At 66.0% G+C, this 14,206-nt stretch carries 15 protein-coding genes; 6 read left to right on the top strand and 9 right to left on the bottom strand.

Features of this window, described 5'->3' with window-relative positions:
• Positions 1 to 39: 39 nt before the first annotated feature.
• From tauB to tauD, 3 genes are read left to right on the top strand one after another with little or no spacing between them, the layout of a single operon-like run.
• On the top strand, positions 40 to 822 hold the full coding sequence (gene tauB, locus N5C28_RS10915) for a taurine ABC transporter ATP-binding subunit (protein WP_279822195.1): 783 nt from the start codon (positions 40 to 42) through the stop codon (positions 820 to 822).
• Entirely contained in the window at positions 819 to 1,652 is an 834-nt protein-coding gene (tauC, locus tag N5C28_RS10920) for a taurine ABC transporter permease TauC (protein WP_279822197.1), read from the top strand. The genes tauB and tauC overlap by 4 nt, the downstream gene beginning before the upstream one ends.
• 15 nt (positions 1,653 to 1,667) lie before the next feature.
• The gene (gene tauD, locus N5C28_RS10925) at positions 1,668 to 2,501 is read left to right on the top strand and encodes a taurine dioxygenase (RefSeq protein WP_279822198.1); all 834 of its coding nucleotides are present in this window, start codon (positions 1,668 to 1,670) and stop codon (positions 2,499 to 2,501) included.
• Between the two features lie 27 nt (positions 2,502 to 2,528).
• Here the strand turns inward: tauD and N5C28_RS10930 are convergent, their stop codons facing one another.
• The 8 genes from N5C28_RS10930 to N5C28_RS10965 form a co-directional block, all read right to left on the bottom strand.
• Positions 2,529 to 2,939, bottom strand: coding sequence for a DUF6795 domain-containing protein (locus tag N5C28_RS10930; protein ID WP_279822199.1), 411 nt, complete (start codon positions 2,937 to 2,939; stop codon positions 2,529 to 2,531).
• 104 nt (positions 2,940 to 3,043) lie between these two features.
• The gene (locus tag N5C28_RS10935) at positions 3,044 to 3,946 is read right to left on the bottom strand and encodes a hypothetical protein (protein WP_279822201.1); all 903 of its coding nucleotides are present in this window, start codon (positions 3,944 to 3,946) and stop codon (positions 3,044 to 3,046) included.
• Entirely contained in the window at positions 3,943 to 4,860 is a 918-nt protein-coding gene (locus N5C28_RS10940) for a hypothetical protein (RefSeq protein ID WP_279822202.1), read from the bottom strand. The genes N5C28_RS10935 and N5C28_RS10940 overlap by 4 nt, the downstream gene beginning before the upstream one ends.
• 40 nt (positions 4,861 to 4,900) lie before the next feature.
• The gene (locus tag N5C28_RS10945; protein WP_279822203.1) at positions 4,901 to 5,809 is read right to left on the bottom strand and encodes a hypothetical protein; all 909 of its coding nucleotides are present in this window, start codon (positions 5,807 to 5,809) and stop codon (positions 4,901 to 4,903) included.
• Positions 5,796 to 6,740, bottom strand: a complete 945-nt coding sequence (locus tag N5C28_RS10950) for a hypothetical protein (RefSeq protein ID WP_279822204.1) — start codon at positions 6,738 to 6,740, stop codon at positions 5,796 to 5,798. The genes N5C28_RS10945 and N5C28_RS10950 overlap by 14 nt, the downstream gene beginning before the upstream one ends.
• An 18-nt stretch (positions 6,741 to 6,758) precedes the next feature.
• Complete coding sequence (locus N5C28_RS10955; protein WP_279822205.1) at positions 6,759 to 7,718, bottom strand: hypothetical protein; 960 nt, start codon at positions 7,716 to 7,718, stop codon at positions 6,759 to 6,761.
• Between the two features lie 181 nt (positions 7,719 to 7,899).
• Entirely contained in the window at positions 7,900 to 9,300 is a 1,401-nt protein-coding gene (gene lpdA / locus N5C28_RS10960) for a dihydrolipoyl dehydrogenase (protein WP_279822206.1), read from the bottom strand.
• 16 nt (positions 9,301 to 9,316) lie between these two features.
• On the bottom strand, positions 9,317 to 10,537 hold the full coding sequence (locus tag N5C28_RS10965; protein ID WP_279822208.1) for an MFS transporter: 1,221 nt from the start codon (positions 10,535 to 10,537) through the stop codon (positions 9,317 to 9,319).
• A gap of 123 nt (positions 10,538 to 10,660) precedes the next feature.
• Between N5C28_RS10965 and N5C28_RS10970 the strand changes: the two genes are divergently transcribed.
• From N5C28_RS10970 to N5C28_RS10980, 3 genes are all read left to right on the top strand, one after another.
• Entirely contained in the window at positions 10,661 to 11,200 is a 540-nt protein-coding gene (locus N5C28_RS10970; protein WP_279822209.1) for a PaaI family thioesterase, read from the top strand.
• 39 nt (positions 11,201 to 11,239) lie between these two features.
• A complete protein-coding gene (locus N5C28_RS10975; protein ID WP_279822210.1) occupies positions 11,240 to 12,376 on the top strand; it encodes a thiolase family protein in 1,137 nt (378 codons plus the stop codon).
• Positions 12,377 to 12,487: 111 nt separating this feature from the next.
• The gene (locus tag N5C28_RS10980; RefSeq protein WP_279822211.1) at positions 12,488 to 13,066 is read left to right on the top strand and encodes a TetR/AcrR family transcriptional regulator; all 579 of its coding nucleotides are present in this window, start codon (positions 12,488 to 12,490) and stop codon (positions 13,064 to 13,066) included.
• A gap of 168 nt (positions 13,067 to 13,234) precedes the next feature.
• Here N5C28_RS10980 and N5C28_RS10985 read toward each other — a convergent pair whose 3' ends face one another.
• The gene (locus tag N5C28_RS10985; RefSeq protein WP_279822212.1) at positions 13,235 to 14,029 is read right to left on the bottom strand and encodes an SDR family oxidoreductase; all 795 of its coding nucleotides are present in this window, start codon (positions 14,027 to 14,029) and stop codon (positions 13,235 to 13,237) included.
• Between the last annotated feature and the right edge of the window lie 177 nt (positions 14,030 to 14,206).

The following is a 14,206-nucleotide window of genomic DNA, read 5'->3' on the forward strand; positions in this document are numbered from 1 at the left end:
TTCGTTGGCGAACGGGCGCCCCAGACGAGAAGCACACCCATGGCCTTACTTGAACTGGAGCGCATCAGCGCACAGTACCCCGGCGCGGCCGAGCCGGTACTGGCGGATATCTCCCTGAGCCTCGGTCCTCAGCAACTGCTGGTGGCGCTGGGACCATCGGGCAGCGGCAAAACCACCCTGCTCAACCTGATTGCGGGCTTCGTCGCGCCCAGCGTCGGGCGCATCAGCCTCGACCAGCACCCAGTCATTGGCCCCGGTGCCGAGCGCGGCGTGGTTTTTCAGGACGACGCGCTGCTGCCCTGGCAGACCGTGCTGGAGAACGTCGCCTTCGGCCTGCAACTGGCGGGCGTCCCGCGCGATGTGCGTGAAGCCAAGGCCCGCGAGTTGCTGAGCCTGGTGGACCTGGCCGGCTTCGACCAGCGGCGCATCTGGGAGCTGTCCGGCGGTCAGCGCCAGCGCGTCGGCCTGGCCCGCGCCCTGGCGGCAGAACCCCGGGTACTGCTGATGGACGAACCCTTCGGCGCCCTGGACGCCTTCACCCGCGAGCAGATGCAGGAATTGCTGCTGCAGGTCTGGCAGCGCACCGCCAAGCCGATGTTCCTGATCACCCACGACATCGAAGAGGCGGTGTTCCTCGCCACCGACCTGATCCTGCTGTCGCCCAACCCGGGGCGCATCAGCGAACGCCTGCGCCTGGATTTCGGCCAGCGGTATGCGGCCGGCGAAAGCGCCCGCGCCATCAAATCGGACCCCGACTTCATCGACACCCGCGAACACGTGCTGAGCCAGGTGTTCGCCGAGCGGCACAGGAGAATTGCATGAGCAGCCTGGAGATTACCCTGCCGGAAAAACGGGCAACCGCCCCCGTCCCCAAGGCACGGCGCGAACTGAGCCTGGGGGCGATCAGCAGCCTCAGCGTGCTCAGCCTGCTGCTGGTCTGGTGGGCGGTGACCAGCGCTGGCCTGATAGAGCCACTGTTCCTGCCCAGCCCACAGGCCGTGGCCAAGCGCGGCTGGCTGGTACTGACCCAAGGCTACATGGATGCCAGCCTGTGGCAGCACCTGGCGGCCAGCCTGCAGCGCATCGGCCTGGGCCTGATCGCCGCGGTACTGACGGCCATCCCGCTGGGCATCGCCATTGGCCGCTACCGCCTGGCGCGCGGCCTCTTCGACCCGCTGATCGAGTTCTACCGCCCTATTCCACCGCTGGCCTACCTGCCGCTGATCGTCATCTGGTGCGGCATCGGTGAGCTGTCCAAGGTGCTGCTGATCTTCCTGGCGATCTTCGCCCCGATCGCCATCGCCACCGCCACTGGGGTGCGCAACGTCGATCCGACCAGAATCCACGCCGCCCAGTCCCTGGGTGCCACCCAGGCCCAACTGATCCGCTACGTGATCCTGCCCAGCGCCCTGCCGGAAATCCTCATCGGCATCCGCATCGGCCTTGGCGTCGGCTGGTCGACCCTGGTCGCCGCCGAGCTGATCGCCGCCACCAGCGGCCTGGGCTTCATGGTGCAATCGGCCGCTCAGTTCCTGGTCACCGACGTGGTGATCCTCGGCATCCTGGTCATCGCCCTGATCGCCTTTTCCCTGGAAATGGGCCTGCGCGCCCTGCAACGCAAGCTGGTGCCTTGGCACGGCCAGGCCCATTGAGTCGGGTATCCCGCCATGAGTATTCGCATCACGCCATTGAGCCCGGCACTGGGTGCGCAGATCGAAGGCATCGACCTGCGCGAGCCCCTGAGTGACGACCAGCACCAGCAGATCGAACAGGCCCTGCTCCAGCACCAGGTGCTGTTCTTCCGCAACCAACCGATCGAGCCACAACAGCAGGCGCGCTTTGCCGCGCGCTTCGGCGATCTGCACATCCACCCGATCTACCCGAACATCCCCGAACAACCGGAAGTTCTGGTACTCGACACCGCCGTCACCGACGTGCGCGACAACGCCATCTGGCACACCGACGTGACCTTCCTGCCGACCCCGGCGCTGGGTGCCGTGCTGGCGGCCAAGCAGTTGCCGCCCCTCGGCGGCGATACCCTGTGGGCCAGCAGCAGCGCGGCCTTCGAGGCGCTGTCCAGGCCGCTGCAGGTATTGCTCGACGGCCTGACCGCCACCCATGACTTCACCCACTCGTTCCCGCTGGAGCGCTACGGCAACACGCCGGACGCCCTGACGCGCTACCACGAGGCCCAGCGCAAGCACCCGCCGCTCTCCCACCCGGTGGTGCGTACGCACCCGGTGACCGGGCGCAAGGGGCTGTTCGTCAACGACGGCTTCACCACGCGCATCAATGAACTGCAGGACGGGGAAAGCGATGCGCTGCTGCGCTTCCTGTTCGCCCACAGCACCCGCCCGGAGTTCACCGTGCGCTGGCGCTGGCAGGAGAACGACGTCGCCTTCTGGGACAACCGCATTACCCAGCACTACGCCGTGGACGATTACCGCCCGCAACGCCGGGTGATGCACCGGGCGACCATTCTCGGTGATGTCCCGGTCTGAACGACGCGCGCCTGCGCCAGTTGAACATCAGCGAGGCAGCAGCCTGCAGATGCCGAAGGTTTCGGTCTCAGGATGGGCAACCGGCTCGTCGCTCAGTTCGCAGCTGAACACCAGCTCGCGACCGGCCACTTCGCCAAGCGCGTCGTAGTTGTGTCGGGTGAACACCCAGGCCTTGTGCTCGCGCCCCTGGTAGCGAAGGGTGATGCGCTGGCCGATCACCGGCTCGTGGGGCAGGAAGCGCGAGGTGAGGGACTGGCCGGTAATCGCCGGCAGGCTGAAGGTGCCATTCGCGTCGGTGCGGGTCGAGACCGTGCGCTGCTCGTTCTTCCAGTGCCAGTGGTAGGCCTGCTCCACCTCGACGCCCGAGACCGGTTGGCCGTTCAGGTAGACGGTGCCCTCGACGGCCGAGAACAGGTGCAGCGTGTTGGAAAATGCCATGGCGGATTGCCCGTGTGCGAGAAGCCCGAGAAGCAGCGCGAGGCACAGCCGACTGCGTCGTGTCATGGCAAAGTCCCCGGGTATCTGGCGCGCCGCTGCCGCATTCACTCGACGCGGCTCCAGCTCACACCGTCGAAGCTGAGAATATCGTCAACACCGACGGACCACAGCAGGCCGTCGGCCGAGCTGAGCCGGTGGCAACTGCGCGGCGTGACGTCTCCGGTGTCGACCAGCCGCAGGGCCTCGCCGTCCAGCACGTACAGGGCCGTGATGGAGGCGACATAGAGCTGCCCCTGGAACCAGTTGAGGCTCCAGAAGTCGGTGCCGTCCCTGTCATGCTCGATCGTCGTCCACTGCCCTGCCCGCCCCTTCAGCAGGACGCCGTTCCGGCCACAGGCGTAGGCCCAGCCATCCCCCGCGCAATGCACATCGCTGAGGATGGAAGAGACCGGGCTGGCGCAGCGGTGCCAGCGTTTGCCGTCGCGGTGCCAGATTTCACCGTGCCAGCCCACCGCGTACAGGTCGCTTTCGCTGAACCCGTGAATGGCCTCGAAACCGAACACCAGGTCGTCGGCCGGTTGCTCGGGCATATCACCGTGCAGGGCGACCCACTCGCCGGGTGCCAGGCGCTTGAACACCTGGCGGTCCATGCCGCACACATAGGCATAACCGCCGATGCAGTTGATGCTGCGCAGGGTGCTCAGGCTCACCCCGGAGACGCTGATGTACTCGTCATAGTCATCGTTGTTGCCCATGACCCGAACCGTGCCGCACGCCCCCAGGCCAATCGCCTGCTGCTTCGGCTGCTGCACCACACACAGCGAATGGGCATCGAACCGGCCGATGTCGTACATGCCCCACAGCCCGCAGTCGTAGGCATAGAAACTGGTGTGCGGCAGGCCGGCCTCCTGCAGACCGGGGTCGATGCACAGCACGTAGCACAGGTCGTTCAGGCGAACGGCGCCGCTGCGGTAGCGGTAGCCGATGTCCTTGAACACGAAGCTCATTCGATGCGCCTCCAGGTGCCATCTTCCAAGGCGAAGATGTGCTTGCCGGCCATCGACCACAGCATGCCGTCACGGGCACTGAGCGCGCCGAAAGCGCCGGGCTTCTCACCGCCGAAGTCGGCCTCCGTCAGCGCCGTGAGCGTGCGGTCTTCGAGCCGGTACAGATCGCTGGCGGTGGCCACATAGAGCTCACCCTCGAAAGCGCACAGGTCGCTGATCGACCAGATGAAGTCCTCACCGGTGACGTGCTCCCAGTCATCGCCGCGCCCGCGCAGCAGCAGGCCACGACGCCCCCAGGCGTAGACGACGCCCTCCTCGGTGCACAGCACGCCGGTCAGGACCCGGTCCGTGGGGCTGTTCTTCTGGCTCCAGGCGGCACCGTCGTAGTGCCAGATCTCGCCGTCCCAGCCAACGGCGTAGAGGTCCGAGGGGCTGAAGCCGTCAATCGACTCGAAGCCTTTGGTTTCGCCGATGGCCGGGCGAATCGCCTGGTCCAGGCAGATCCACTGGCCGAGGCCTTCGCGGCGGTACACCTGCCGGCCCATGCCGACCGCGAAGGTCCGGTCGCCGATGGTGCGTACATGGCGAATATGACCACGGTCGAGGGGATCGCTGTCCGGCGTGCAGATGCGTTCTTCGTTCTCCTGGTGGCTGCCGACGAAGAACGCATCGCCATGGGGACTCACCACGCAGGCCTGCTCGACCGGGTAGAGACTCACGGTCATCGACGCGGTTGGCCACTGCAGTGTCCAGGCTCCCCAGGGCCCGCCCTCCATGGTGAGATCCCAGCCGTAGAGGTAGGTGTACTCGGTGGCGGGTAGGTTTTCATCGTTCAGGATCGATACGTAGGCCAGGTCGCGGTAACGCACGACGCCGGTCACAACCGTGTCGAGGGGGGATAACGTCGTTGTCATGCTCATCCTTGAAGAATCATCAGGTAAGGGGAAAAAGGGGTCATGGGTAGGTCACTTCGTGCCAGGTCAGGCCATCGACGGTGACGACAGCCATCCGGTCGCTGATCAGCCACATCGCCTCCTCCGAGGCCGAGAGCGCCGACAGCCGACCCTGCTGCGTATCGAGATGGGGCACAGTCTGCATGGCTCGCAATCGCTCGCCTTCCAGGCGGAACAGGCCGTGGGAACTCAGCACGTACAGGTGACCGTTGAACCAGCAGGCGCTGGTGAAGGTGCGGCGGGTCAGGTCGTTGTCGATCACCCGCCAGTGGTCTGCCCGGCCCTGCAGGATCAGGCCCGCCTGCCCGACGATGTAGACCAAGCCATCGGGCGCGCAGATCACCTTGTTCAGGGCCAGGGCGACCGGGCTGTTCCTGCGCTGCCAGGTCGCGCCGTCGTGGTGCCAGACTTCACCTTGCCAACCCACGGCGTACAGGTCGTCAGGCGCGAAACCGTCGATGCTGTTCAGGCCCGACTCCGTATCGAGCGCCAGGTCCGCCCGCAGGTCGTGGTCGATAGCTCGCCAGCTGGCAGCGCTATCGCGGCGGAATACCCGACGCCCCATGCCGACGGCATAGGCCTGCCCGGCAATCGAACGGACCTCGCGCAGGATCAGCGGCATCTCGCCCGACTCGATCCGTTCGCTGCTGAAGCCGTCACTCCCCCAACACGCCACCTGGCCATCGCGGCCCAGCAGCAACAGCGCACGTTCGGATTCCGTCAGCAGGCACAGGGAAACCGCCTGCAGGTCGAAGGCCTTGCGGGTCCAGTCGCCATCCCAGCTGAGCACACCGCTGACGGCAGCGTCCGAGGCCTCCCCGGCCTCATGGCACGCGGCGAAGAAGGCCCGGTCCTGGCGTACCGCCACGGCATCGATGAACCGCCAGGGGAATGCGTCAGGCGCCGGCATGCTGAACTCCCGCGATCCGCGTCCAGCGTTGGCCATCGAAACGCATCACATCGAACTCACCGCTCGACCACATCGCCTCGCCGCAGGTGCTGAGCTGGTAACAGGACGCCGGACGGTCCGCGCCGAAATCGACCGCCACGAGCCTGCCGTCCTGCAGGCGGTAGACCGTGTTCAGCGTCGACGCGTAGAGCGCGCCCTGGAACCACGCCAGGTCCCAGACCGTGTCATCGGTGGCGGTGTGCTCGATGAGCGCCCAGCCATCAGTGCCACCCTGCAACAGCACACCGTGATGCCCGGCGGCATACACCCGGCCATCCCCGGCGCAGATCACGGAGGTCAGGGTGGCGTTGGTCGGTGATTGGGAGTGGTGCCAGCCTGTGGCGTCGCGGTGCCAGATCGCACCGCTGCGGCCGACGGCGTACAGGTCGTCGGCAGAAAAACCGTGAATGGCCTGCCCGTCGAAGGACGACGGCAGGCCCTCGTCGATACGTCGCCAGGTCTTGCGCGCCTCATAGCGGTAGACGCAGCCTCGCAAGCCAACCGCATAGGCCATGCCGTCGATCTCGGCGACCTGGCGGATGCCCCCCGTTCGCGGCGTCTCCGGCCTCGGGTTGCTGTCAGCGAACATATCGCCGGTGTCATTGCCCTGAACGGTCAGCACCGAGTAGTAGCCGGCACCCGCCACCGACATCAGGCCAGGGCAAGGCGTCGAGATGATGCAGCAGGTGCTGACATCAAAATTCGCGTCGCCCCGGGCGAATTCGCCGGACTGTACGCGAAACGAGATGGCGTGCGGTCGACCCTGCTTTTCCAGCACGGGATCGCCGCAGTAGAGGTAACCGACGCCGCCATCGCGGACGGCTGCCGTTCGAATGACCAGCCCCTCGAGGGGGGAGGTCGTCCTTTCCGTGGACACTGTGTCGCTCTCCATGAATCGAATGTTCGCGTGCTACGACTGAGCCGCCAGCGCTCGCTTTTCGTCGGCCTCGGGGTCTTCCGGGTACCAGGTTTCACCGTCTTCGGTGCGCATCAGGTGCTTCGGCCCGACGGACAGCAGGACGCCGTCATTGGCATGCAGGTGACGGCAGGTCGGTTCGAAGTCCTGGCCCATGTCGACCTTCACCAGGCGGTCATCGGCACCGAGGCGGAAGACGCCATCATCACAGGCCAGGTACAGCGCGTCGTTGAACCAGGCCATGCTCCAGAAATCCTTGTCGGTCACGCCGTGGGGGATTTCCTCCCAGGTCGAGCCGGTCGAACGCAGCAGCGTGCCGAGCTGGCCGCAGGCGTAGATCAGGTCCTCACGCACCATCCGCACGTGATGCAGAACGCACCATTTGGGTTGCACCTGCTGGTGCCACTGCCCGCCGAGGCGCTGCCAGATTTCACCGTTGAAACCGACTGCATAGAGGTTGGCCTCGCTCAGGCCATGGATCGCGTTGAAGCCGCACATCACTTTGGCGCCACGGGGCGTGACCACGCCGTCGTCCTGGCGACTCCAGCTGCCGGGACCATCACGGCGATAGACCTGGCGACTCATACCGACCACATAGGGCACGCCACCGATCATCTGAATATCACGCAGCTCGCCGCGGCCGGCCGGGCCGTCCCTGGAGTCGTCGATCACTTCATCGAACTGCCCGGCGAGCGAGCCGATTGAGCAGATCCCATCGGGAGTGATCAGGAACAGCAGGAGCTCCGGATCCAAGGTGTGACACATCCGCGTCATCAACCGCTCGGAATGGTAAGGCGGCTGCCATTGCCATTCGCCGGTTTCGACCGAGCGCACGCACTTGAGGGTGCTGCTGTTTTTCGCGCCCAGTTTCGCGGCGAAAGTGACCTGGGCGATGGAGCGGAGGGTGTTGCGGTCCTGCACGTAGGCGAAGTGGTAGATGTAAGACATGTCCATAAGGGTAAGCTCTGCGTCCGTGACAACGGGCATGTGCTGCCCGAGCCAGGAATCCTACCCTGCTGGCCTACGGCCATAGCCCGGGCATCGGCCGGAATGAGCAATGGGTCACTCCGGCCGTGCCTGTTTTGCCACCGGTGTCGCAAAGCCGTGCGGCGGCGCCGCGGCCTCGCGCCGTCACTCAGGCTTGCATGGCCCAGCCGTGGACGTTCATGGCGGCCTGGCGCAGGGCTTCCGAACGGGTCGGGTGCGGGTGGCAGATCAGCGCGATGTCCTCGGCCGAAGCAGAGAACTCCATGGCCACGCAGTATTCGCCGATCAGCTCACCAGCACTGGGGCCGATGATGTGCACGCCGAGAATCTGGTCGGTGCGCTCGTCGGCCAGGACTTTGACGAAGCCTTCCGCCTCGTGGTTGATCTTGGCCCGGCTGTTGGCCGTGAAGGGGAACTTGCCAACCTTGTAGGCCCGCCCCTGCGCCTTCAACTGCTCCTCGCTCTGGCCGACGGTGGCGACTTCCGGCTTGGTGTAGATGACGCCGGGAATCACCCCGTAATTGACCTCCGCCGCATGCCCGGCGATGCGTTCGATGCAGGCGATCGCCTCGTCTTCGGCCTTGTGTGCCAGCATCGGGCCGGAGGTGACGTCACCAATGACCCAGATGCCCGGCACACCGCTGCGGTGCTGCTGGTTGTCCAGCATGCCGCGCTTGTCCGGGGTAATGCCGACGGTCTCCAGGCCCAGGCCTTCGGTGTAGGGACGGCGTCCAATGGCAACCAACACGTAGTCGGCCTTCAGCTCCTCGCTGGCGCCACCGGCGGCGGGCTCCAGGGACAGGGTGACGCCTTTGGCGCTGGCCTTGGCGCCGGTGACCTTGGTCGCCAGCTTGAAGCTCATGCCCTGTTTGGTCAGGGTGCGTTGCAGGGTCCTGGCGGTCTCGTCATCCAGGCCCGGGCAGATGCGGTCCAGGTATTCCACCACCGTGACCTGACTGCCGAGGCGGCGCCATACCGAGCCCAGCTCCAGGCCGATGACCCCAGCGCCGATGACCACCAGGTGCTTGGGCACTTCCGGCAGCGACAAGGCGCCGGTGGAATCGAGGATGCGCGTGTTATCGATCGTCACGCCTGGCAGCGGCGTCGGTTCGGAACCGGTGGCGATGACGATGTCCTTGGCGCTCAGCTCGCGCTGGCTGCCGTCGGCCTGGGTCACGCTGACCTTGCCCACCCCGTCGAGGCGGCCCCAACCCTTGATCCACTCGACCTTGTTCTTGCGAAAGAGAAACTCGATGCCCTTGGTCAGGGCGCCCACGCTGTCGTCCTTCTGCTTCATCATCTGCGGCAGGTTGAGCGTCGGCGTGACCTCAATGCCCAGGGTGGCGAGTTCGCCGCCCACCGCCGCCTCGTAGAGCTCGGAAGCATGCAGCAGGGCCTTGGACGGCATGCAGCCGACATTCAGGCAGGTACCGCCCAGGGTGTCGCGGCCCTCCACGCAGGCCACTTTCAGACCCAGTTGGCCGGCACGAATGGCCGCGTTGTAGCCGCCTGGTCCACCACCGATTATCACGACGTCATAGCTGCTCATGAAGCACTCCGATGTTCTAGGGAAGTTTCTGTGCCGCCAGGCCCGCCGTAATGGACGGCCGAGGGCGCAGCAGGTGAAAGGCAGCGAAAGCCGCACAGGCGAATGCGCCGTGCAGAATCACCATAGGCCACGCGCTGCCATCTTGCAGCACACCCAGCAGCACGCCGCTGCAGGTCGCCCCGGCCATCTGCGCAAAGCCCATGAACCCGGCCGCCAGCCCGGCCCGCTGGGCATTGGGCATGACCGCGCCGGCCACCGAGGCCGGCAGCAACATGCCGCCGCCCAGGGTCACCAGCACCTGGGGCAGCGACAGCCCCAGCACCGACAGCCCAGCCAGTTGATACACCAGCAACGTGCTCAGTGCTCCAGTGGCCACCAGGGCCACGCCAATGCCGGCGATCCTCTGCGGGCCCAGGCGCATGACGCTGCGCTGGGTGAAGATGGCCCCGGCGATCAACCCGGACACGATACCGCCGAAGGTCAGGCCGTATTCGGCGGCGCTCAGGTGCAGCAGGCCGATGTACACCGCCGAGGAACCGGCGATCACGGCGAACATGGCGCCGTAGGTGCACGCCAGCACCAGGGCAAACATCTTGAAGGAGCGCGCCCTGAGTAAATCGGCATAGTTACCAGCCAGGCTGCGCAACTGGCCCGCCTGCGGGTCGAGGTGACGGTTGCTTTCGCGGTACAGCACCAGCACCGCCAACAGTGCCCCGCCGCCAACCTGAAGGGCCAGGACGACGGGCGCGTGCCAGCCCAGGCGCGCCGTCAGCAGGCCGCCGATGATCGGCGAAACGACGATGGCGCAGAGCATGCCGACCACCGTCAATGCCAGGGCGGGGGCGGCCTGGGCCTGCCACACATCACGCACGATGGCGCGCGCCACGACCAGCGCCGCGCAGGCACCGAGGCCCTGCAGCACCCGGGCCGCGATGAATACCTCCATGCTGCTGGCCAGCAGCATCCACAAGGTCGCCAGCAGGTAGACCAGCAGGCCGGCGATCAACACCGGACGCCGGCCAACGCGATCGGACAACGGCCCGAGCAGCAACTGCCCCAGGCCGAACGCGGCCACGAATGCCGACAGCGCCAGCACACCACTGCCCGAACGCGCCGCCATGAACAGCTCGATGGCACCTAAACTGGGAATGATCAGCTGGGTGGAGATTTCGCCGAGGGCGGTCAGGGCCACCAGCATCAGTAACAGCGCCCGTGACGGCGATGGGTAGGTTGGCATGATCAGATCCTGCAGAGCGAGCCGACGAAGGGGCTCGCCAGCCATTTATATTTCGACCATAATTCAATTCATTAAATGTTGCCAATCATTTAAACAATGCTGTCCATCAAGGAGATCGATGCCATGAACACCCCGACCCGCGACGAGAAACTGGCTGCCTGGCTGGCAGCGGAACAGGCCATGCGAGCCAGGCTGGCCCAACCCGGCACCCTGACCCTGGCCCAGGTCAGTGAACTGCAACCCCAGGAATTCTTCGACGGCATCGGCAATGGCGACCTGCCCTGCCCGCCGTTCGGCCACCTGGTCGATTTCATTCCGCTGGAGTGGGAGTCCGGCCGCTTCGTGTTCCAGGGCACGCCGGATGCGCGTCACTACAACCCGCTGGGCAGCATCCACGGGGGCTACGCCGCGACGCTGCTCGACTCCTGCATGGGCTGCGCCATTCACACCCAGCTCAAGCGCGGCCAGGGCTACACCACCACCGACCTGCGCATCAGCTACGTGCGCGCCCTGACCAGCAAGGTCGGGCCGGTTCGCGCCGAAGGCCGCATCGTCCACCTCGGCCGTTCCACCGCCCTGGCCGAAGGCCGGATCTACGACGTGGACGACCGCCTGTACGCCGTCGGCTCGACCACCTGCCTGATCCTCGGGACACCCAGTTGATCACCCGCCTCGTGCCCTAACCCACACAGGATGACCACCATGCACGCCATCGTTATCGCCGGTTTCGCCCGTTCGCCTTTTCACTTCGCGAAGAAAGGCGCCCTGATCAATCTGCGCCCGGATGATCTGGCTGCCCAGGTCCTCAAGGGGTTGGTGGACAACCTCGACCTCGACCCCGCCAGCATCGAAGACGTGATCATGGGCTGCGCCTACCCGGAAGCCGAGCAAGGCATGAACATCGCCCGCATCGCCAGTTTCCGCGCCGGCTTCCCGGAGACCCTGGGTGGGGCGACGGTCAACCGTTTCTGCGGTTCGTCCATGACCGCCGTGCACTTCGCGGCCGGGCAGATCATGCTCGGCGCTGGCGACGCCTTCATCTGCGCCGGGGTCGAGTCGATGACCCGCGTGCCCATGGGCGGCTTCAACCTGTCCCCCAACCCGACGCTGCTGCGCGACTTCCCCGAGGTGTACGCGAGCATGGGCCAGACGGCCGAAGAAGTGGCCAAACGCTTCGACATCAGCCGTGCCGACCAGGACGCCATGGCCGTGGAGTCCCATGCCAAGGCCAGCCGTGCCCAGGCGCAGGAGCTGTTTGCCGATGAAATCGTGCCGGTCAACACGCCCGACGGCCTGGTCGAAAGCGACGGCTGCATCCGCCCCGCCACCAACCTGGAGGCGCTGGCCCAGCTCAAGCCAGCCTTCGGCGGCTCGGTCACCGCCGGTACAGCCTCCCCGCTCACCGACGGCAGCGCCGCGGTACTGGTGTGCACCGAGGCATTCGCCCGGCGACACGGCCTGACCATTTTCGCCCGCATCAAGGCCGTGGCCGTGGGCGGTTGCGCACCGGACATCATGGGCATGGGCCCGGTGGTGGCGACCCGCAAGGTGCTGGAACGCGCCGGCCTGGGCATCGCCGACATCGACCTGGTGGAACTCAACGAGGCGTTCGCCAGCCAGTCCCTGGCCTGCGTGCGCGAGCTGGGGCTGGACATGGCCAAGGTCAACCTCGACGGCGGCGCCCTGGCCATGGGGCACCCGCTAGGCGCTACCGGCGCGCGCATCACCGGCAAGGCCGCCAGCCTGCTGCACCGCACCGGTGGCCGCTACGCCATCGCCACACAATGCATCGCCGGCGGCCAGGGTGTCGCCACCCTGCTGGAGGCGGTGGACCACTGACAGTGCGCTTCCTGTCGTGCGCCGGCCGCACGCCTGCATCCGGCGCTGAAAGAGCGGGACGAAGGGCGTAAGATGCTATCCGACATCTGAAATCGAACGGGCGAAAACACCATGCGCTACTCAGAAGACCACAAAGCCCAGACCCACCAACGCATCATCGAAGAAGCCGCGCGGCTGTTCCGCCGCGACGGCGTCGGCGCCACCGGCCTGCAGCCGCTGATGAAGACCCTGGGCCTGACCCATGGCGGCTTCTACGCCCACTTCAAGTCCAAGGACGAGCTGGTGGAAACCGCCCTGCGTCACAGCGTCGAGAAACTCGGCGCCTCGACCAGGGCGATCGCCGAAGGCGAAAAGCCGCTCGCCACCCTGATCCGCCAGTACCTGTCGTCTGCCCACCGAGCGAACCCGGGCGAAGGCTGCCCACTGCCCACCATGTCCGCCGAGCTCGGCCAGCGTGGCGAGCCCAGCCCGACCACCGACGAGATGGTGCGCAACCGCCTGGCCTCCATCGAGGCCGGCCTGGGGGGCGATGAGGGGGCAGCGGACCAGAGCGTGCTGATCCTCAGCGCCATGGTCGGCGCCCTGCTGCTGTCGCGCAGCGTCAGCGATTCGGAGCTGTCCGACCGCCTGCTGAAAACCACCCGGCGCCTGTTGATCGAGCAGAACACCGACGAGGTGGCAAAACAGTGATCGATGACTGTCGCGGCTAAAGCCCCTCCCACGGACAGGACCGCTCTGTGGGAGGGGCTTCAGCCGCGAGCCTTTCCCTGCTCGATCTAGGCTGCCCCCTTTCCTGGCAAACACTAAACCAAAAAGCCCCGGCTGTTTCCATCCGGGGCTTTTTCATGGGCGTGACGCTTACTTGTAGCGGGCCGCCGCACTGCTGTGGGACAGATTCGGCCCCAGCTTGCCGCGGGCGCCGACCAGGGCCTGCCAGTCGGCGGCATCCGGCAACGAGGGGATGGTGACCAGCTCGCGCTGGTCGAAGCCGGCCAGGGCCGCGTCCACCATTTCCCCCACTTCCATGATCATGCTCGCCGGCAGGGCCGACTCGTCCATGCCACTGCGTTCCCAGATTTCCGTGCGGGTGATGCCCGGCAGCACGGCCTGCACCTGGACACCCTGCGCCTTCACCTCGCCATGCAAGGTCTGGCTCAGGCTCAGTACGTAAGCCTTGGTGGCGCTGTAGACGGCGTTGAACATTTCCGGTGCCAGGGCCACCACCGAGGCGATGTTGATGATCGCGCCCCGCCCTGCCCCGCTGAAATTGGCGGCAGCCGCGGCGGACAGGTGGGTCAGGGACACGACGTTGAGCAGGATCATGCGGTCCACCGTCGCCAGGTCGGCCTCCGCCAGTTTGCCGTTCATGGCCATGCCCGCGTTGTTGACCAGCAGGCTGATGGATTTGTCGCCGCGCAGCCGCTGGCTGACTGCCTGCAGGTCCGCCGCGTCGGTCAAGTCGGCTTTCAGGACCTCGACCTTCACCCCGAACTCCTGGCTCAGGCGCGCGGCGAGTGCTTCCAGGCGCGGCAGGTCGCGGGCCACCAGCAGCAGATCATGGCCGCGGCGGGCCAGGCGCTCGGCATAGGTCGCGCCGATGCCCGACGATGCGCCAGTAATCAGGGCAGTACCTTTTTCGTTCTGTGTGCTCATTGCGTGTTTCCTCGGGGGTTCAGCGTGATGGACCGTGTGTGGAGGTATAGTGCGGCCAATAGAATTACATACATAATATAAAAATCATATGTCGATCATAATAAAAACTATCAACACCCTTTCCACCACCGAAACGCCAGCGATCACGCTGCCTGCCCACGAACGACAGGCATAAAA

The organism is Pseudomonas sp. GD03944, from assembly GCF_029839275.1.
Taxonomy (GTDB): Bacteria; Pseudomonadota; Gammaproteobacteria; order Pseudomonadales; family Pseudomonadaceae; genus Aquipseudomonas.